Below are 18,568 nucleotides of genomic sequence, written 5' to 3' on the forward strand. Positions count from 1 at the left end.
CGCCGGCTGACGGACGCGCACCTCCCCTTCCTCGGCCCGAGCGCCGGCCCGAGCAGGAGCCCGAGCAGGGGCACCGGCCCGAACGCGGGCGCGGGCGCCCCCCCCGGCGCCGCCCCCGGCCCGAGTGCCGCCACGGCCACCGGGTACCCCGCCGCCCCCGCCCCGGGCGCGCCCGAGGTCCCGCCGGGCAGCGCCTCCCCGTCCCCCACCGCCTCCCCCGAGCTCGGCTCGCGCGTCCTGGAGGGGCTCGGCAACGAGGGGTTCCTCGACGACAAGCTGGGCGCGGCCGGGGCCACCGCCGCACAGGCGCGCACCGTGCGGATCGTGTTCCGCACCTCGAACGTGATCGTCACCGTCGAGTACAGCGTCCAGCCCTCCGTGCCGGGCAAGGTCCCGCCGGCCGCGGAAACGCAGGACAAGGCGCGCCAGTTGGCCGAGGCCCTCGCGGAGCGGTTCGCGGAGTGAGCGCGCCGTCCCAGGGGGGCGCGCACGGCCCGCGTGACGGCGCGCACAGCAGGCGGGCTCCGGCTCGGGCTACCGTTGCGGGGGTCCCACACCCCTGAGCACGACCCCGAAGCACCACCGGGAACCACCGAGATGTCCCCAACGTCTGAAGGAACCATGCACCGATCAGCCTCGCGCCTCACCCGCGTCCTCGCCTGCGCAGCCATCCCCGTGGTCCTCACCGTCGCCGGCTGCTCCTCCGACTCGGGGAAGTCCTCCTCGGCCTCGGGCTCCGGCAAGAAGCCCTCCTCGTCCTCGTCCGCCGCGTCGGGCACGAAGGGTTCGGCCACGCTGGAGAAGGTGGCGTTCACGAAGCTGCCGGACCCCTGCAAGTCGGTGCCCGCCAAGACCGTCGAGACCCTCGTCCACGACGCGAAGGACAAGAACGGCACGGCCGCCAAGTCGAACGACCTCGCCAACCGGGCCAGCTGCTCCTGGAACGGTCTGGAGACGGACGGCACGAAGGGCTCGCAGTACCGCTGGCTCTCGGTTTCCCTCGTGCGCTACGACTCGCACGCCTCCCTCGGCAGCGGCAACAAGCGCGCGGAGGAGCAGTACAACAAGCAGATCGAGCTGGCGAAGACCACCAAGGACGGCCACGACTTCAAGGCCGAGCAGGCCGACGGGGTCGGTGACCAGGGCACGTCCGTGATCTACGGGATCAAGAAGGACGTGGACTTCTTCAACACCACGGTCGTGGCCCGGACGCAGAACGTCGTGATCACCCTGGACTTCAACGGTGCCGCCTACGAGGGCGCGGGTGCGCCCGACCAGGCGAAGATGCTCCAGGACGCGATCGCCGCGACGAAGGAGGTCGTGACCTCGGTGGCCAACGGCGGCACCGAGCAGGCACCTTCGGCCGCGGAGTCGCCGGCGGCTTCCGCTTCGCCGTCGGCCTCGGCCTCGCCCAAGCAGTAGGGACCTACGACACGGGTGACGCAGGGTCACCCGTACGCTGTGCCTGCCTGTAGCTCGACAAGGGGAGGGGATCGCGAGTGGCCGCGATGCAGCTGACTCGTACGCACCGGATTCTCGTCGGTGTGGTGGTCGCCGGAGCCGTCGTCATCGCGGGTATCGGTTTCGCGGGCTCGTACGCCGCGGTCCGCGCGCTGGCGCTGAAGAAAGGCTTCGGCAGCTTCTCGCTGGTGTTCCCGATCGGCATCGACGCGGGCATCTGCGTGCTGCTCGCGCTGGACCTGCTGCTGACGTGGATCCGGATCCCGTTCCCCCTGCTGCGGCAGACGGCCTGGCTGCTGACCGCCGCGACGATCGCCTTCAACGGTGCGGCGGCCTGGCCGGATCCGCTGGGCGTGGGCATGCACGCGGTGATCCCGGTGCTGTTCGTGGTCACCGTGGAGGCGGCGCGGCACGCCGTGGGCCGGATCGCGGACATCACCGCGGACCGGCACATGGAGGGGGTGCGGATCACCCGCTGGCTGCTGTCGCCCGTACCGACGTTCAAGCTGTGGCGCCGGATGAAGCTGTGGGAGCTGCGCTCGTACGAGCAGGCGGTCGGGATGGAGCAGGACCGGCTGATCTACCAGGCGCGGCTCCAGGCCCGGTACGGGCGGGCGTGGCGGCGCAAGGCGCCGGTGGAGGCGCTGATGCCGCTGCGGCTGGCCCGGATCGGCGTACCGCTGGCGCAGACGGCTCCGGAGGGGCTGGCGGCGGCGGGGATCGACCCGGTGCTGCTGCCTCCGGCGGCGGCGAAGGCCCCGGCCGTCGCAGCGGGGGCCGCGGTGACGGCCGGTGACGCCCCGGCCCTGCCGGCGGGGGCGGGGGCCGTGGCCTCCGCGGCGGTACCGGCCCGGGCGGCGGCGCCCGTTCCCGGTCCGGCGGTGGCTCCGCAGACGGCCGGCGCGGTGGCTCCGCAGACGGCCGGCGCGGTGGCTCCGCAGACGGCCGGCGCGGTGGCTCCGCAGGCCGTCGGCGCGGCGCCGCAGGGGCCCGCGGTGCTGGAGGAGGCCGAGGGGCCCGAGGGGTCCGGGGTTCCGGAGCAGTGGGAGGGGCTGGACCGGGCCGCGGCGCGGCGGGGCCAGGCGAAGCTCGCGCAGGCGCCGGCGCCGTTCGCGGTGGCTCCGGAGGCCATGCCGGCCGCCCATGACAGTGCCTGGTTCGCCGCGCCGAAGGCCCCGCAGGCGATGTACGAGGGCGGCTACAACCCGCAGTACGTGGAGGGCCTGGAGCCGACCCCGGTGATGCCCCCGGCGGGCCCGGACGAGCAGGCCCTCCTCCCGGAGGCGGCCGCGTCCGACGAGTCCGACGAGGCGCACGACGCCCTCGACCAGGAGAAGTTCGAGGAAGCCGCGTACGAGGCGTACCACGCCCACGTGGAGGCGATCGGGGGTCACCCCACCGCCCAGCAGCTGGCGCAGGCCCTGGTGGTCTACGGGTTCGACCACCCGGACAGCGTCGCGGTCATCGACGCGATGATGCCGATGCTCAAGCAGCGCTACCAGCGCGGCCTGGAGAACAAGTTCATCTCCTGAGCCACCGGGGCGGCACACGCGCCCGCACTCGCGCCCGCGCATGCGGAAGGGCCCGCACCACCGGATTCACCGGGGGTGCGGGCCCTCGCGTTCAGCGGTGCCGGCCGCTTCAGGCGGCGAGCAGCTTGCGGACCCGGTCCGCCCCTACCGCGAGGAGCAGCGTGGGCAGGCGGGGGCCGGTCTCGCGGGTGACGAGCAGGCGGTAGAGCAGGGCGAAGAACTCGCGCTGGGCGACCTTGAGCTCGGGGGTGGGCTTGGCGTCGGGCTCCAGGCCGGCCATGACCTTCGGGACGCCGTAGACGAGGGTGGTGAGCCCGTCGAGCGACCAGTGGGTGTCGAGGCCCTCCAGCAGCATGGCCAGGGAGCGGCGCGCCTCCTCGTCGAGGGAGGCGAGCAGTTCGGCGTCGGGCTCCTCGCGGACGAGGGTGCGCTGGTCGGCCGGGACCTGGGTGGTGATCCAGTTCTCGGCGCGGTCCAGGCGCGGGCGGACCTCGTCGAGCGAGGCCAGCGGCTTCTCCGGCTCCAGGTCGGAGAGGATGCGCAGGGTCTGCTCGTCGTGTCCGGCGGTGATGTCGACGACCGACGCGAGGGTGCGGTACGGCATCGGGCGCGGGGTGCGGGGCAGCTCGTGGGAGGCGACGCGGACGGCCCGGGAGTGGGCGGCGGCGTCGGCCGGCAGCGCGGAGCCGTCGGCGACCTTGGCCTCCAGCTTGTCCCACTCGTCGTACAGGCGCTGGATCTCCTGGTCGAAGGCGATCTTGAAGGACTGGTTGGGGCGGCGGCGCGCGTACAGCCAGCGCAGCAGCTGCGGCTCCATGATCTTCAGCGCGTCGGCCGGGGTGGGCACCCCGCCCTTGCTGGAGGACATCTTGGCCATGCCGCTGATGCCGACGAAGGCGTACATCGGGCCGATGGGCTGCTCGCCGCCGAACAGGCCGACGATCTGGCCGCCGACCTGGAAGGACGAGCCGGGGGAGGAGTGGTCCACGCCCGACGGCTCGAAGACGACGCCCTCGTAGGCCCAGCGCATGGGCCAGTCGACCTTCCAGACCAGCTTGCCGCGGTTGAACTCGGAGAGCTTGACGGTCTCGGTGAACTGGTCCTCGGTGCAGACGTAGGTCAGCTCGGTGGTCTCGTCGTCGTACGCGGTGACCTTGGTGAAGTCCTTGTTGCACTCACCGCAGTACGGCTTGTACGGGAAGTACTCGGCGCCCTCGGCGCTGCCGTCGTCCTCGCCCGCGGCGCCGGAGCCCTCGGCGGCCTCGATCTCGGCCTCGTCGAGGGGCTTCTGCTGGGGCTTCTTGCCGCCCGGCTTCTGCTTGGTGCGGTACTGGTCGAGGACGGCGTCGATGTCGCCGCGGTGCTTCATCGCGAACAGGACCTGGTCGCGGTAGGCGCCGGAGGTGTACTGCTCGGTCTGGCTGATGGGGTCGTACTCGACGCCCAGCTCGGCCAGGGAGGCGACCATCGCGGCCTTGAAGTGCTCGGCCCAGTTCGGGTACGAGGAGCCCTCGGGGGCGGGCACGGAGGTCAGCGGGCGGCCGATGTGCTGGGCGTGGGACTCCTCGGTGACGCCGGGGATGCCCTTGGGGACCTTGCGGTAGCGGTCGTAGTCGTCCCACGAGATGAGGTGGCGGACCTCGTGGCCCCGGCGGCGGATCTCGTCCGCGACCAGGTGCGGGGTCATGACCTCGCGCAGGTTGCCCAGGTGGATCGGGCCCGACGGGGAGAGGCCGGAGGCGACGACGATCGTTTTGCCGGGGGCTCGGCGCTCCGCCTCGGCGATGACCTCGTCCGCGAAACGGGAGACCCAGTCGGTCTCTGTGCTGCTCTGCGCGCTCTGAGCCACGACACGTCCTTCTATCTCGAATGCTGGCTTCGGCCATTCTCCCAGACGGAAGGGGCCGCTCCGGGGTTGCTTCCGTCTGGTGATACGCCGCGATATGCCGAGAAGCGGGCAGCGTGCGCGTGGGATACTCGGCACTTGTCGGAACGCCCAAGACCCACTCGGGCACAACCTCACAGGAACGGCAGCTCATGGCCTCGGTCCCTTCCCTCGCCTCCTCCGTCGAACAGCGCGTCTCGGACGCCCTCGCCTCCGCCCTGCCGGAGGCCGGTGCGGCCGACCCGCTGCTGCGACGAAGCGACCGGGCCGACTTCCAGGCCAACGGCATCCTGGCGCTCGCGAAGAAGGCCAAGGCCAACCCGCGGGAGCTGGCGACGACCGTGGTCGAGGCCATCCCCACGGGTGACCTGATCAAGGAGATCGAGGTCTCGGGCCCCGGCTTCCTCAACATCACCGTCTCGGACGAGGCGATCATCCGCACGCTCGCGGCGCGCGCCGCCGACGACCGCCTCGGCGTGCCGCTGTCGCCGTCCGCCGGCACCACGGTGATCGACTACGCGCAGCCGAACGTGGCCAAGGAGATGCACGTCGGCCACCTGCGCTCGGCCGTGATCGGCGCGGCGATGGTGGAGATCCTGGAGTTCACGGGCGAGAAGGTGGTCCGCCGCCACCACATCGGCGACTGGGGCACCCAGTTCGGCATGCTGATCCAGTACCTGCTGGAGCACCCGCACGAGCTGGACCACAAGGGCGGGGAGGGCGAGGCGTCCGGCGAGGAGGCCATGTCCAACCTGAACCGCCTGTACAAGGCCTCGCGCGCGCTGTTCGACTCCGACGAGGAGTTCAAGACGCGGGCGCGGGCGCGGGTCGTGGACCTCCAGGCGGGCGACGAGGAGACCCTGGCGCTCTGGCAGCGGTTCGTGGACGAGTCGAAGATCTACTTCTACTCGGTCTTCAACAAGCTGGACATGGACATCCAGGACCCGGACGTGGTCGGCGAGTCCGGCTACAACGACATGCTGGCGGAGACCTGCAAGCTGCTGGAGGAGTCGGGCGTGGCCGTCCGCTCCAACGGCGCGCTGTGCGTGTTCTTCGACGAGTACAAGGGCCCGGACGGCAACCCGACGCCGCTGATCGTCCAGAAGTCGGACGGCGGCTTCGGCTACGCCGCGACCGACCTGTCGGCGATCCGCGACCGCGTGGGCAACCTGAAGGCCGACACGCTGATCTACGTGGTGGACGCGCGGCAGGCGCTGCACTTCAAGATGGTCTTCGAGACGGCCCGCCGGGCCGGCTGGCTCAACGACGAGGTCAAGGCCGTCCAGCTGGCCTTCGGCACGGTGCTCGGCAAGGACGGCAAGCCGTTCAAGACCCGTGAGGGCGAGACGGTCCGGCTGGTGGACCTGCTGGACGAGGCGGTGGAGCGGGCGACGTCCGTCGTGCGCGAGAAGGCCGAGAAGGTGGGCTTGACCGAGGCGGAGATCGTCGAGAACGGCCAGTACGTGGGCATCGGCGCGGTGAAGTACGCCGACCTGTCGACGTCCGCGTCCCGCGACTACAAGTTCGACCTGGACCAGATGGTCTCGCTGAACGGCGACACCTCCGTCTACCTCCAGTACGCGTACGCCCGCATCCGCTCGATCCTGCGCAAGGCGGGCGACCGGAAGCCGGCCGCGCACCCGGAGCTGGAGCTGGCTCCGGCCGAGCGCGCGCTGGGGCTGCACCTGGACGGGTTCGGCACGCTGGTCGCGGAGGCGGCACAGGAGTACGCCCCGCACAAGGTGGCGGCGTACCTCTACCAGCTGTCCTCGCTGTTCACGACGTTCTACGACCAGTGCCCGGTCATCAAGCCGGAGCCGGAGCTCGTCGTCGCCGAGAACCGCCTGTTCCTGTGCGAGCTGACGGCCCGCACCCTGAACAAGGGCATGTCCCTCCTCGGCATCCGCACCCCCGAGAAGCTCTGACGCCTCGGGCGGACAGACCGGCGAGTGGCCCCCTCCCTTCCGGGAGGGGGCCACTCGCTACGCCGCCCCGAACACTTCGATCTTGCACCGGGGGCTGCCCGACCGTGCGATCCTCGCGTCACAAGTGACCAGCGGGACCTGGAGTCCCTCCGCGAGGGCGACGTACGCGGCGTCGTAGGCGGAGAGGTTCGCGTACAGCTCGCGCACCCGGGGCAGGACGGGCGGGTGTTCCATCCGCCGGACGGGCAGGGCCGCGAAGTCGTCCCAGGCGGCGTCCAGCTGGCCGCCGGTGAGCTTGCCGCCCCGGTGGCGCCCGAGCAGGGCGTGGGCGAGGCGACCTCCACGTCGAGCAGGTGCGGCGCCGCCAGCCGTTCGCCCAGCACCCGCTCCCTGAGTGCTTCACCGACCGGTCCCGCGTCGGCCACCAGCATGACGACCGCGCTCGCGTCGATCACGATCATTCGCGCCGCCGCCCCGCGTCCAGGTCCGCGAGCACCTCGTCCGCGCTCAGCCGCGCCGACACACGCGCCCGGATCCGGGTAGTCGCATTGCAAGCAATCTGCTGGCAACGAGCTGGTGATGACGGTGTCCTGTCATGCCCTCCCCGTTCGGCCGGGCACTACCGCGCGATCACATCCCGTTCACACGGCCCCCCTACGTTCGGCGCGACCGTGCCGAACACCCGAGGGGAATCTCCCGCACATGCACCGCAGACCGTTGAAGACGCTCACCGTCCTGGCCATCGCCAGCGCCGTGGCCGCCGGCACCGCCGTCACCGCGAACTCCGCGCCCCAGCAGAGCGACTCGCACCAGGACATCCGGAACGTCATCTACCTGCTCGGTGACGGCATGGGCCGTACCCACGTGACGGCCGCGCGCGACCGGTTCGTGGGCGCCGGCGGCAAGCTCACCATGGAGACCCTCCCGAACACGGGCGCCGTCGCCACCTACGCCGTCGAGAAGAACAGCGCCAAGCCGGCCCTGGTCACCGACTCGGCCAGCTCCGCGACCGCCTGGGGCTCCGGCGTGAAGACCTACAACGCGGCCATCGGCGTGGACGCGTACGAGAAGAAGGTCGCCACGCTGATGGAGCAGGCCCACGCGGCCGGCTTCGCCACCGGCAACGTCTCCACCGCCGAGGTCACCGACGCCACCCCGGCCGCCCAGTTCAGCCACGCGCTGCTGCGCGGCTGCCAGGGCCCCACCTACTCGGACGCCGCCTGCCTCCCGAAGAAGGACGACGGCAGCTACGAGGCGGCCCCGGCCGACAAGACGCTGATCACCCCGATCGCCGAGCAGATCGCCCGCAACGGCACCGCCGACGTCATCCTCGGCGGCGGCCTGGCCCGCTTCGAGCCCGACGACCAGAAGGCCCTCCAGGCGCAGGGCTACCAGGTCCTCGGCAGCTTCGGCGACCCGAGCCTGCCCGCGCAGACGGCCGCCAGCCAGAAGGTCGCCACCAAGGCCGACCTGGACAAGGCGAGCGGCAAGAAGGTCATCGGCCTGTTCAACCGCGGCAACCTGACCGTGGAGCACAACAAGGCGGCCCTGCCGGCCGACGCCCCGCAGAAGCAGGAGCCGACGCTCGCGGACATGACCCGCAAGTCGATCCAGCTGCTGAACGAGCGCAAGCAGGGCGGCTCGTACGACCGCGGCAAGTCGAAGAAGGGCTTCTACCTCCAGGTCGAGGGCGCCCAGATCGACAAGCGCTCGCACGCGAACGACGCCGCGCAGACCCTCGACGAGGTCAAGGCGTTCGACGACGCGGTCAAGGCCGCGTACGAGTTCGCGAAGAAGGACGGCCACACCCTGGTGGTCGTCACGGCGGACCACGAGTGCGCCGGCTTCAACATCATCGAGAAGGGCACCTACACCAACGCCGAGGCCGTGGCGCCCCCGTCGAACACGGACTCCGGCAACCCCGCCAACAACAGCGTCCCCTCGCGTTCCTCCTCGGGCGCCAAGGACCCGGTCCGCTCCAGCGGGATCGTGAACGGCGCGGGCTCCGGTGACACGAAGAACTTCGCCCCGGCCACCTTCCGCACCCCGGACGACCCGAAGGACGTCAAGGACGGCAGCCCCGAGGCCAGCCTGTGGCTGACCTACCTGTCCGGCAACCACACCGGCGCCGACGTCCCGATCTTCGCCTACGGCCCGGGCGGCAACGCCTTCGCCACGAGCCAGATCAACACCGAGCTGTACGGCAAGCTGTACCGCTCGCTCTTCGGCCGCTCCCCGCAGCAGCACTGATCCCCGGGCGGCCGCCGCCGTCACCGCCGTGGCCGCCCTCCTCGCGCTGGCCACCGGCTGCTCGGGCGCCGAAGCCCCCTCCGCCGCGAAGGACCCCGCACCGGCCGCAGCCGCCCCGGTGTCCCTGCCCGCCCCGCGCAGCGCGCCCGCCCCGGCGGCCGCCCTCACCCCGGCCCCGGCCACGGGCGAGGTCCGCACCGAACAGGGCCCGTTCACGGACCGCGTGGAGCTGACGAACACGCGCCTGACCACCGGCACCCCGTCCGTCACCGGGCACGTCGCCATCAGCTCGGACGTCAGCGACACCCTGGCCCTGGAGATCACCGCCGCCTACTACGACGCCCAGGGCCGCCTGCTGGGCACGGGCACCTTCCACCACGAGGAGGAGGGCGAGGAGGGCCACGCGGGACGGCCCCACACGGGCCCCCGCGCGGCCGGCGACGGCATCGACTTCACCGTCCCGGCCGACCACCTGACGGGCACCCCGGCGAGCGCCGTCCTGTCGATCCCGGTCCTGGTCAACGAGTAGCCTCCGTGCCCGCGGCCCGGCCGGTCAGTCGACGATGCGCCGCACCGGCTGCCCGGTGATGCGGGCGATCGTCTCGAAGTCGGCGTCCTGGTGGAGGACGGTCAGCCGGTGGGAGCGGGCGACGACCGCGACGAGGAGGTCGACCGGGCTCGCGCACTGGTGCGCCCCCGCGTCGGCGAGAGCGCGCTGGAGGGCGGCCGTGTCCTGCCACGCGGAGTCGGGCGCCGCCCAGTAGGGAAAGGTCTCCTTCAGGAGGCCTTCGGCCTCGCCGTAACACGCCGTGCTACGTTGCTGCCATGGCCCCCAAGGAGCGATTCAGCATCAGCATGGACGCCGCGCTGCGCGCGAGAGTCAAGGAGCACGCCGACGCCATGCGCCTCGACGTCTCCGCCTACGTCACGGCGGCCGTACTCCGCCAGATCGACGAGGACGTGATCGTCGCCCGCCGCTTCGCGCAGATCGACGCCGACATCGCGGCGACCGAGGCCATGCCCGCACCGGCCGGCCGGGACGACGGCTTCGACGACGAGGAGCTCGCGGCCGCACGGGCGGGCATCGCCCAGGCACTCGCCCCCGACACCCGGGACTCCGCCGCGTGAGCAGCCCCGTCTTCGTGTACGACACCGGGATGCTGATCGCGCTGGAGGGCGGCGACCGGTCGGCGGGGCTGCTGCACCGGGTCCTCACCGAGCGGGGCCACCCCCCGGTCGTCCCGCTGCCCGTGCTGGCCCAGGCATGGCGACCCGGCCGGTGGACGCCGCTGACCCGGGCGGTGCCGCAGTGCGTGGTCTTCGGGGTGCACGCCTCGGCCCCGGCGTCCTGCGGGGTGTGCCAGGCGGGCCACTGCGAGGACGACGCCAAGCGCGCGGGCCGCCTCCTGGCCGACGCCGCGATCCCTCCCGAGAAGCGCCCCGACGCGGTCGACGCGCTGGCCGTGGTCATCGCCGCCCGGCACCCGCAGGCCGTCGTCGTCACCTCCGACCCGCGCGACATCACCGCCTACCGGGACGCCCTCCCCGGGGCGGCGGAGTCCATCCGCGTACTCGCCGTCGGCGACCTCGCCGCCTTCCTGGCGGGCAAGCGCGTCCTGCACTGAACCTGAACCACCACCGACCCACGTGACGCGCGTCACAGGGAACGTTCCCGGGGGCGGCCGCCTCCTCGATGTGTCGGCAACCGGTACATCGAGGGGGACCACCCATGCACACCGACGACACCGCACGCCGCAGGACCGGAACCGCGCTCGCGGCGCTCCTGGCCGCCGACGGCCTGGTACACCTCTACTGGGCCACGGGCGCCACCTGGCCCGCGCCGAGCGAACGCGCCCTGTCCCTGGCGGTCCTGGGCACGGAGGTGTCCTTCGCCCCGCCCGTCGTCCTGCCGCTGGCCGCGCTCACGCTGACCGGCGGGGCCGCCGTCCTCGCGCACTCCCGCCGCCGCGGCGGCCGGGCCACCCGGGCCGTGACCGGCGCGGTCGCGGCGGCCCTGGCGGTACGGGGCCTCGCGGGCCTTGGCTGGGCCGCCGGGCTCCTGCCCAGCCCGCCCGACAGCCCCTTCCACACCCTCAACCTCGCCCTGTACACCCCCGCCTGCCTCGGCTTCGGCTGGGCGGCCGCACGGCTGGCGCGCGCCAGATGAGCCCGTTGACCCCGGCCGACCGCGCACGCGGCGTCACCCTGGCCCGCGCCGCCCGCGCCGGGAACACCCTCGCGCTGCACGACCTCCTCGACCACCTCACCCCGTACGTCACCCGGATCTGCGCCCCCATCGCCCTCGCGGACGGCCCGGACGCCGCCCAGGAAGCCCTCCTGACCGTCTTCACCGCCCTGCGCACGCTGCGCGACCCCGAGGCGCTGTACGGCTGGGTGCGGGCCATCGCGGTCCGCGAGGCCGTCCGCACCGCCCAGCGCGCGTCCCGCAGCCGCCCCTCCCCCGACCTCACGGACGTCCCGGCCCAGGGCGACCCCCACCTGGCCGCCGACATCGAGGACGTCCTCGCCCGCCTCTCCCCCGCCCACCGCGCGGTGCTCGTCCTGCGGGACGTCGAGGGCTTGGACGAGGAAGCGGCCGCAGCCGTCCTGGACATCCCGCCCGGCACGGCCAAGTCCCGCCTGCACCGGGCCCGTTCCAGCTTCCGAAAGGCATGGTCCGCATGAGACCGCACGAGATCGACGACATCCGGCGCCTGCGCGTCATGGCGGCGGGCGTACGAGGTGCGCGGGTGGTGGAACGAACCCTCCCGGCCCCCTTCGAAGAGGTCTGGCCGGCCATGTCCGCCCTCGACTTCCTCCCCGACCTCCGCCACACCCGCCTCCTCCGCTCCGACGGCGACCGGATCGAACTCCTGGCCCGCAGCAAGTACGGCTTCCGCGCCCGCCTGCGGGGCTACCGCCGCCCCGGCTGGTGCTGGCTCCAGAGCCGCTTCCTGCTGGTCGGCCTGGCCGCCGCCCCCGTCCCGGAGGGCACTCGCATCGCCCTGACGGGCGGAGTCCGCGTCCCCACCCGCGCGGCGGTGATCCCCTTCGGCACGGCCTCGGAACTCGAAGCCGCCGCCACCCGCCTGACCTCCCGCGTGGCCCCCTGACACGGCCCGCGGGGGTCCGGTGGCGCAGCCTCCGGAGCGACGGGTTCACCCGGACGGCCCGGTTCACCGCCACAGGCCCGGGTAGGGGACGGCCCGTCCAACCCCCGCCCCACCCCGGAGGCCCCCGTGCCCGACATGAACGGCCCCTACAAGCCCGGCACCCCCTGCTGGATCGACCTGATGGTCCCCGACCAGCAGGCCGCCCTCGACTTCTACTGCGACCTCTTCGGCTGGCAGGGCGAAGTGGGCCCGCCCGAGACCGGCGGCTACGCCGTCTGCACCCTCAAGGGCAAGCCGGTCGCCGGGATCATGAAGGCGATGAACCCGGACGGCACGACCCCCGACCCCATGCCGCCCACCGTGTGGACCACCTACCTGTCCACCGACAGCATCGACTCCACCGCCAAGTCCGTCACCGACGCCGGCGGCACGGTCATGATGGGCCCGATGGACGTCATGGACCTCGGCCGCATGGCCGTGATCGCCGACCCGACGGGCGCGGTCGTCGGCCTCTGGCAGCCCGGCACCTTCGACGGCGCGGCCATCGTCAACGAGCACGGCGCCCTGATCTGGAACGAGCTGACCACCCCCGACCTGCCGGCCGCCTCCGCCTTCTACTCCTCGATCCTGCCCGTCACCACGCACCGCTCCGAGATGCCCGGCGCCGAGGACTACGTCGAGTTCCAGGTCGCCGGCCGCGCCGTGGGCGGGATGATGGACCTCGGCAAGCTGCCCCCTGGCGTACCGCCGCACTGGCAGCCGTACTTCCACGTGGACAGCGTGGACGACATCCAGGCGGCGGCCGTCCGCGCCGGCGGCACGGTCCTGGCCCCGGCCTTCGACATGGCCGCGGGCCGCATGGCGGTCCTGGCCGACCCCCAGGGCGGCGCCTTCTCCGTCATCACGGCGTCCATGCAGGAACAGCCGGCCTGACCCTCCCCCGGCCCCGCTCACCGGGCGGGGCCGTCACCAGAACCGCGCCAGCGCACTCGCCTTGAACGGCTGCGGCGACACGCTCATGTCCCCCGCGAACGGGCAGTCCAGCACGATGACGAGCAGCAGGCTGAACCCGATCAGCGCCGCGACCGTACCGACGAACAGCAGCCGTAGCCGCCGGTCCCGCACCCCGTACAGCAGGGTGATCAGGACGATCACCCCGGCGCCGCCGAAGATGAGCACCTGGAGCAGGTCCGGCAGTTCGTCGTGGCTCTGGGAGATCCTGGCCCGCCGCTGGGCGGCGACCTCGTTCAGGCTGCTGAGCGCCTCCTGGTAGAAGGACTGCTCTGAGAACGACCGCGGCTCGTAGGCGGCGAGCACCCGGTACATCCCGTCCACCGCGTGCGTGGTCACGGCCGCGTCGCCCCGGCCGACCGTCATCAGCGGCCACTGCCGCTCCACGACGGTGTGGACGTACTCCCGTACACACCCGTGCACGGCGTCCCGGGTACCGGGCGGAAAGGCCTCGGCGTCGCGGACGATCTGCGAGACCGCGCTGGCCTCGGCGGCGACGACCGTCTTTGCGGTCTGGAGATCCGTCCACAGGTTCACGATCACGAAGGCCAGGATGATCCCGTAGATCGCGCCGAACATCCCGAGCACCACGCCGACCATGTCGTTGTTCTCACCGGCCGCGAGCACCGGGAAGAAGCGGGCGGTCATCGTGCTGGCGACGAGCGCCAGCACGATGATCCCGCCGACCACCAGCAGGGCGAGCCAGGCGGTCGGAAGGTGGTTGAGCAGCCAGAGCTTCACGGTGCTCAGTGATCGGGAACCTGATCGACGACCTTGACCTCGAACGCCGTCCGGTTGTTGCTGACGTTCCGGTCGTCCGGGCTGGACACCCTGAACGAGCCCTTGAGCGTCTGACCCACCGGCACGTGCCCGTCCACAAGGATCGGAACCAGGGCCGTGGCGCTGCGGCCGCTCCTGAGCCCGGCCGGGAACTCGCAGCGCACGTGACGCTTGTTCGCAGACGGCTCGCAGTCCTCGGGGTAGAAGTCGCCCAACGCCTGCGTCCTAGGCGGGAGGTCGACCGTGATGATCATCGCGGAGCCGGTCGTGTCCGGGCCGAGGTTGGCGACGTACGCGTGGAGCGTGGTGCTGCCTCCGGGCACAACGTCATCGGGGTCGATGCGGAGGACCTCCAGCTCGGAGTGGGACGGCACCGCCGGGGCCGGCTGCGGCACCGCCCAGGCCGGGCCCGCTACCAGCACCGTCGCCACACCCACCATCACCGCTGCCCTGCGAGCACTCATGATCCTTCACCACGCCTTTCACATGAAGAGCCGTACGCACGCCATGGTGCAGGCACTTGGTGGGTGTAGATCCGCTTTCGTCCATGTAACACCCATTTATCACTCATCTGCATGGAATTCGGCCCAGACGACTTTTCCGGGCGAGCGGGGTAGCACGCCCCACAGGTCGGAAACGGCCTCCACGATCCGCAGCCCGGTCCCGGGCGTGATCCGCGACCGCCCGGGCCCGCTGTCGTGCACCTCGACGCGCAGGCAGCACCCGAAGTTGAGCAGCCGCAGCCGGTACGACCGGCCGCGCGGCACGCCGTACCGCAGGGCGTTGGTCGCCAGCTCGCTGACACAGAGGACGAGGTCGTCCCGCCGCCCCTTGACGCCCCACGCGTCGAGCGTCTCGCACGCGAAGTCCCGCGCGGAGGCGACCGTTTGGAAGGCCCGGGGAAACAACCGCTCACGCATCAGCCCGGGTTGAGTATTTAGATCCACGGGACGATGGTCGCGTGACGTGACTAGGCTGCCACAGAGCGTCGACCCGTACTCTGTGCTGAGTACGGGCGCGTCGGGGATAGTCCACGTCCGAAGGCGGGGAGTTCATCGCCATGCCACCGAAGAAGCGCACGCGGCCCAATGCGACGACGATGAAGATGGTCGGCAAGCAGGTAGCCGCCGCCAGGATCGCCAAGAACCTGACCCAAAAGCAGCTCGCGTCACTGATCAAGGTGGACGAGGAGACGATCGCTTCCATCGAGCAAGGGCGGCGCATGCTGATGCCGCACGTGGCCGAACTGCTGGACCTGCACCTGGGTCTGCCGGGCACGCTGACCGTCGCGGCCAACGAGATGCCCGCCGTGGATCTGATCCCGCCCTGGGCGGAGGAGTACTTGGACCGCGAGTGCGAGGCCATCGCCATCTCCTCGTACGAGAACCAGGTCTTGCCCGGCCTACTCCAGACGGACGCCTACGCCGAAGCCGTCTTCCGCAGCTGCGTACCCGTGCTGGACGAGGACGAGATCACCGGCCGCATCGCGGTGCGCGTCCGACGGCGTGCGATCCTCAGCCGCAAGGAGCCCGTAACGCTCAGCTTCGTCATCTGGGAGCCCGCACTCCGGCTGAGCCTGGGTGGGCAGGAGGTGCACAAGGAGCAGCTGAGTCATCTGCGCGCCTGCTCGGAACTCCCCGGCGTTTCCATCCAGCTCTACCCCCTGGAACGCACCCACCACCCGGCTCTCGACGGCCCCTTCGTCCTCCTGGAAACTCCCGACAACCAGCGGCTCGCCTACATGGAGACCCAGCACGGGAGTCATCTCACCTCGCAGCGAAATGAGGTGAGCATCGTGGAACGCAGGTATGCGATGCTGCGAACACTGGCCCTCAACCTCGATGAGACAAGGGCCGAGTTGGACCGCCTGCTAGGAGAAACATGAGCACCGCACTGAAGTGGTTCAAGTCAAGCTACAGCGGGAGCAACGGCGGCAACTGCGTCGAGGTCGCCACGACCCCCACCACCATCCACGTCCGGGACTCCAAGGTCGAGGACGGTCCCGTCCTCGACCTTGGCCCCGCCAGCTGGGCGGCGCTCACCGGCTGGGTCAGCGGGTGATCGGGTACGACGTGCGGCCCGACGCGTCGTCGATCTCGTTGTGCGCCTTGCTGAGCAACTGCTCCTTCATGTCGTTGAGCGCGCGGGCCGCCGCGATCTCCTCGCCCACCCGGGCCTGATTACCGTCACTGGGGTGGCGGCTGGCGTACCCGTGCCCGCGGATCTCACTCCCGTCCGGTAGCCGGACCAGGGCCGCCGCGCGGGTGCGCTTGGGGTCTTCCTGGAACTCCATCTCCACATGCCATCCGACGGCATCCTTCATGGCGATCACCTCCGTGGCCGCTGAATTCCAGGGTGCACCTCGCGGCGCGCCCCCGCATCAGGTCCACTGCTTGGAGGCGGACTGCCCGGGCAGCGGCTTGCCGATCAGGGCGAGCGGGATGAAGAAGTTGACCTGGCTGATCGCGAGGACGAGCGTCGTCAGGGCCTTCTCGTCGAAGTGCGCGGCCGCCTCTGCGAAGACCTCGTCCGACACCCGCTCACGGCCCGCCGGCGGGGCCGTCAGGACGGACTCCACCAGCGCGAGCGCCGCCCGCTCGGCCGGGGTGAAGACGAGGGCATCCACCCAGGAGGAGACGGCGGTGATGCGCTCCTCCGCCTCGCCGGCCTCGCGCAGGGCGTCGGTGTGCATCGCCGTCAGGTAGCTGTTGGCGACGATCTGGCCCGCCCGCAGGTGCACCAGGGAGATCGTGGACTGCGGGACCGTGCCGTTGCCGATCACCTTGAACATCATCCCGGTCAGCGGGCCGAGGTCCGGCAGCGTCTTGACGGGGTTGGACAGGCGGGAGCGGTGGGTCTCGGACATGATCGGCCTCTTCCTTCGTCAGCGTCAGCGTGTGGTTCTCACTGCACTGACCCCTCCCGCGAGGCGGATGTGACAGTCCGGGGGAAAAAAGTTCCGGCGGGGCGGGAGCGGCCGCACGGACCGCCCCCCGCCACCGCCGGAGGTCACCGCTCGTTGCGCAGCCAGCCCGCGACCTCGGTCGCCCAGTACGTCAGGATCGTGTCCGCGCCCGCCCGCTTGATGCCGAGCAGGGTCTCCATGATCGCCCGGTCGCGCTCGATCCAGCCCTTCTCGGCGGCCGCCTCGACCATCGCGTACTCGCCGCTGATCTGGTACGCCGCCACCGGCACGTCCACGGCCTCGGCGACCCGGTGCAGGATGTCCAGGTAGGGGCCGGCCGGCTTCACCATGACCATGTCGGCGCCCTCCTCCAGGTCCAGCGCCAGCTCCCGCAGGGACTCGCGGGCGTTCGCCGGGTCCTGCTGGTAGGTCTTGCGGTCGCCCTGGAGGGAGGAGGCGACGGCCTCGCGGAAGGGGCCGTAGAAGGCGGAGGAGTACTTGGCGGTGTAGGCGAGGATCGACACGTCCTCGTGGCCCGTCTCGTCCAGGGCGTCGCGGATCACGCCGACCTGGCCGTCCATCATGCCGCTGGGGCCCACGACGTGGACGCCCGCGTCGGCCTGGACCTGGGCCATCTCCGCGTACCGCTCCAGCGTCGCGTCGTTGTCGACGCGGCCGTCGGCGTCCAGGACCCCGCAGTGGCCGTGGTCGGTGTACTCGTCCAGGCACAGGTCCGACATGATCACCAGGTCGTCGCCGACCTCGGAGCGCACGTCGCGGATCGCCAGCTGGAGGATGCCGTCCGGCTCGGTGCCCGCCGTGCCCAGCGCGTCCTTGTTCTCGTCGGCCGGGACGCCGAAGAGCATGATCCCCGCCACGCCCGCCTCCACGGCCTCCACGGCGGCCTTCCGCAGGGTGTCCCGGGTGTGCTGGACCACGCCCGGCATCGCCGAGATCGGCAGGGGCTCGCTGATGCCCTCCCGGACGAACGCCGGCAGGATCAGGTCCGAGGGGTGCAGCCGGTACTCGGCGACCATCCGCCGCATCGCCGGGGTGGTCCGCAGCCGGCGGGGCCGCGAGCCGGGGAAGGATCCGTACGCGCTCATCTTCTTCGTCGCCTCTTCGAGCATCGACAGCAGTCGACCCCAAGCCTAGGCCCCTGCCCCTACGGCCAGTCGACCAGCGCCGCGAAGACGACCGTGTCCAGCACCACCAGCGCCGGGGCGGCGAACGCCAGCCCCACCCGCCGGGCCGTGTTGCGCACCCGCCACGGCAGCGCCCAGCACCACACCAGCAGCACCAGGACACCCACCAGCCCCGCCGCGAACACCGTCCAGGCGGTCTGGAAGCTCGCGTCGAAGGCCTGCGCGGCCTCCGTGTCGCAGGCGTCGCAGGCCATCGGGGACAGCCCCGCGAAGCCCAGGGCCGCCAGGGCCAGCGGCAGCGTCAGCAGGGTGGAGACCAGCGGGGCCACGAAGGCCCGCCGGGCCGGGGCGTCACCGGCGAGCGGGTTCTCGGTCATGCCCCCATCCCACCGCGCCCCGAGGCCCGCCGGAACCCGCGCGGCTACCCAACCGGTACTCACGGCGCTACTCAGTCCCGCCCGGGTACCCGCGCCGGCCGGCGCCGCCGCAAGCCGCGGGCCAGCCCGTACCCGGTACCCCGGTACGCCGAAGGGGCCCGGGCGCTCTGCGCGCCCGGGCCCC

General features: G+C 71.8%; 22 protein-coding genes and 1 pseudogene. 14 read left to right on the plus strand and 9 right to left on the minus strand.

Annotated elements, in window-relative coordinates; translation table 11 throughout:
• The 3 genes and pseudogenes from WDV06_RS30810 to WDV06_RS30820 all read left to right on the plus strand — a co-directional run.
• Positions 1–465: pseudogene (locus WDV06_RS30810) on the plus strand (DUF3558 domain-containing protein); the annotation flags it as partial.
• A gap of 156 nt (positions 466–621) precedes the next feature.
• Positions 622–1,422: a DUF3558 family protein gene (locus tag WDV06_RS30815; RefSeq protein WP_395513093.1), complete on the plus strand. Its 801-nt coding sequence runs from the start codon at positions 622–624 to the stop codon at positions 1,420–1,422.
• A gap of 77 nt (positions 1,423–1,499) precedes the next feature.
• On the plus strand, positions 1,500–2,993 hold the full coding sequence (locus WDV06_RS30820) for a DUF2637 domain-containing protein (RefSeq protein ID WP_395513094.1): 1,494 nt from the start codon (positions 1,500–1,502) through the stop codon (positions 2,991–2,993).
• Between the two features lie 109 nt (positions 2,994–3,102).
• Here WDV06_RS30820 and lysS read toward each other — a convergent pair whose 3' ends face one another.
• Positions 3,103–4,842: a lysine--tRNA ligase gene (gene lysS, locus WDV06_RS30825; RefSeq protein WP_395513095.1), complete on the minus strand. Its 1,740-nt coding sequence runs from the start codon at positions 4,840–4,842 to the stop codon at positions 3,103–3,105.
• Between the two features lie 188 nt (positions 4,843–5,030).
• Between lysS and argS the strand changes: the two genes are divergently transcribed.
• Entirely contained in the window at positions 5,031–6,803 is a 1,773-nt protein-coding gene (gene argS, locus WDV06_RS30830; RefSeq protein WP_395513096.1) for an arginine--tRNA ligase, read from the plus strand.
• A 57-nt stretch (positions 6,804–6,860) separates the two neighbouring features.
• On the opposite strand, the gene WDV06_RS30835 is transcribed toward argS, so the two are convergent.
• Entirely contained in the window at positions 6,861–7,037 is a 177-nt protein-coding gene (locus WDV06_RS30835) for a type II toxin-antitoxin system VapC family toxin (protein WP_395513097.1), read from the minus strand.
• 468 nt (positions 7,038–7,505) lie between these two features.
• On the opposite strand from WDV06_RS30835, the gene WDV06_RS30840 reads away from it, so the two are divergent.
• From WDV06_RS30840 to WDV06_RS30875, 8 genes are all read left to right on the plus strand, one after another.
• Positions 7,506–9,053, plus strand: a complete 1,548-nt coding sequence (locus tag WDV06_RS30840) for an alkaline phosphatase (protein ID WP_395513098.1) — start codon at positions 7,506–7,508, stop codon at positions 9,051–9,053.
• Between the two features lie 28 nt (positions 9,054–9,081).
• Positions 9,082–9,582, plus strand: a complete 501-nt coding sequence (locus WDV06_RS30845) for a hypothetical protein (RefSeq protein WP_395513099.1) — start codon at positions 9,082–9,084, stop codon at positions 9,580–9,582.
• Between the two features lie 296 nt (positions 9,583–9,878).
• Entirely contained in the window at positions 9,879–10,181 is a 303-nt protein-coding gene (locus WDV06_RS30850; protein ID WP_389618258.1) for a hypothetical protein, read from the plus strand.
• Entirely contained in the window at positions 10,178–10,678 is a 501-nt protein-coding gene (locus WDV06_RS30855) for a hypothetical protein (RefSeq protein ID WP_395513100.1), read from the plus strand. Before WDV06_RS30850 ends, WDV06_RS30855 begins: the two co-directional genes overlap by 4 nt.
• Before the next feature lie 104 nt (positions 10,679–10,782).
• Complete coding sequence (locus WDV06_RS30860) at positions 10,783–11,220, plus strand: DUF3995 domain-containing protein (protein WP_395513101.1); 438 nt, start codon at positions 10,783–10,785, stop codon at positions 11,218–11,220.
• Positions 11,217–11,738, plus strand: coding sequence for an RNA polymerase sigma factor (locus tag WDV06_RS30865; protein ID WP_395513102.1), 522 nt, complete (start codon positions 11,217–11,219; stop codon positions 11,736–11,738). The genes WDV06_RS30860 and WDV06_RS30865 overlap by 4 nt, the downstream gene beginning before the upstream one ends.
• Positions 11,735–12,166, plus strand: coding sequence for a hypothetical protein (locus WDV06_RS30870; RefSeq protein ID WP_395513103.1), 432 nt, complete (start codon positions 11,735–11,737; stop codon positions 12,164–12,166). The genes WDV06_RS30865 and WDV06_RS30870 overlap by 4 nt, the downstream gene beginning before the upstream one ends.
• 135 nt (positions 12,167–12,301) lie before the next feature.
• Complete coding sequence (locus WDV06_RS30875) at positions 12,302–13,099, plus strand: VOC family protein (protein ID WP_395513111.1); 798 nt, start codon at positions 12,302–12,304, stop codon at positions 13,097–13,099.
• A gap of 33 nt (positions 13,100–13,132) precedes the next feature.
• Here the strand turns inward: WDV06_RS30875 and WDV06_RS30880 are convergent, their stop codons facing one another.
• From WDV06_RS30880 to WDV06_RS30890, 3 genes are all read right to left on the minus strand, one after another.
• Entirely contained in the window at positions 13,133–13,918 is a 786-nt protein-coding gene (locus WDV06_RS30880) for a bestrophin-like domain (protein WP_395513104.1), read from the minus strand.
• A gap of 5 nt (positions 13,919–13,923) precedes the next feature.
• Positions 13,924–14,421, minus strand: a complete 498-nt coding sequence (locus WDV06_RS30885; RefSeq protein WP_395513105.1) for a hypothetical protein — start codon at positions 14,419–14,421, stop codon at positions 13,924–13,926.
• Between the two features lie 99 nt (positions 14,422–14,520).
• On the minus strand, positions 14,521–14,877 hold the full coding sequence (locus tag WDV06_RS30890; RefSeq protein ID WP_395513106.1) for an ATP-binding protein: 357 nt from the start codon (positions 14,875–14,877) through the stop codon (positions 14,521–14,523).
• Positions 14,878–15,017: 140 nt separating this feature from the next.
• Here WDV06_RS30890 and WDV06_RS30895 point away from each other — a divergent pair, with 140 nt between their 5' ends.
• Both WDV06_RS30895 and WDV06_RS30900 read left to right on the plus strand, forming a co-directional pair.
• Entirely contained in the window at positions 15,018–15,842 is an 825-nt protein-coding gene (locus WDV06_RS30895) for a helix-turn-helix domain-containing protein (protein WP_395513107.1), read from the plus strand.
• Complete coding sequence (locus WDV06_RS30900; protein ID WP_395513108.1) at positions 15,839–16,018, plus strand: DUF397 domain-containing protein; 180 nt, start codon at positions 15,839–15,841, stop codon at positions 16,016–16,018. Before WDV06_RS30895 ends, WDV06_RS30900 begins: the two co-directional genes overlap by 4 nt.
• Here the strand turns inward: WDV06_RS30900 and WDV06_RS30905 are convergent.
• The 4 genes from WDV06_RS30905 to WDV06_RS30920 form a co-directional block, all read right to left on the minus strand.
• Positions 16,008–16,280, minus strand: coding sequence for a DUF1876 domain-containing protein (locus WDV06_RS30905; RefSeq protein ID WP_365151503.1), 273 nt, complete (start codon positions 16,278–16,280; stop codon positions 16,008–16,010). The genes WDV06_RS30900 and WDV06_RS30905 overlap by 11 nt on opposite strands.
• A gap of 57 nt (positions 16,281–16,337) precedes the next feature.
• Positions 16,338–16,823, minus strand: a complete 486-nt coding sequence (locus tag WDV06_RS30910) for a carboxymuconolactone decarboxylase family protein (protein WP_395513109.1) — start codon at positions 16,821–16,823, stop codon at positions 16,338–16,340.
• Positions 16,824–16,966: 143 nt separating this feature from the next.
• The gene (gene hemB, locus WDV06_RS30915) at positions 16,967–17,968 is read right to left on the minus strand and encodes a porphobilinogen synthase (RefSeq protein ID WP_395513112.1); all 1,002 of its coding nucleotides are present in this window, start codon (positions 17,966–17,968) and stop codon (positions 16,967–16,969) included.
• Between the two features lie 59 nt (positions 17,969–18,027).
• The gene (locus tag WDV06_RS30920; RefSeq protein WP_395513110.1) at positions 18,028–18,384 is read right to left on the minus strand and encodes a hypothetical protein; all 357 of its coding nucleotides are present in this window, start codon (positions 18,382–18,384) and stop codon (positions 18,028–18,030) included.
• Positions 18,385–18,568: the final 184 nt, after the last annotated feature.

It is taken from the genome of Streptomyces racemochromogenes (assembly GCF_044129415.1).
In the GTDB taxonomy this organism is placed as follows: Bacteria; Actinomycetota; Actinomycetes; order Streptomycetales; family Streptomycetaceae; genus Streptomyces; species Streptomyces racemochromogenes_A.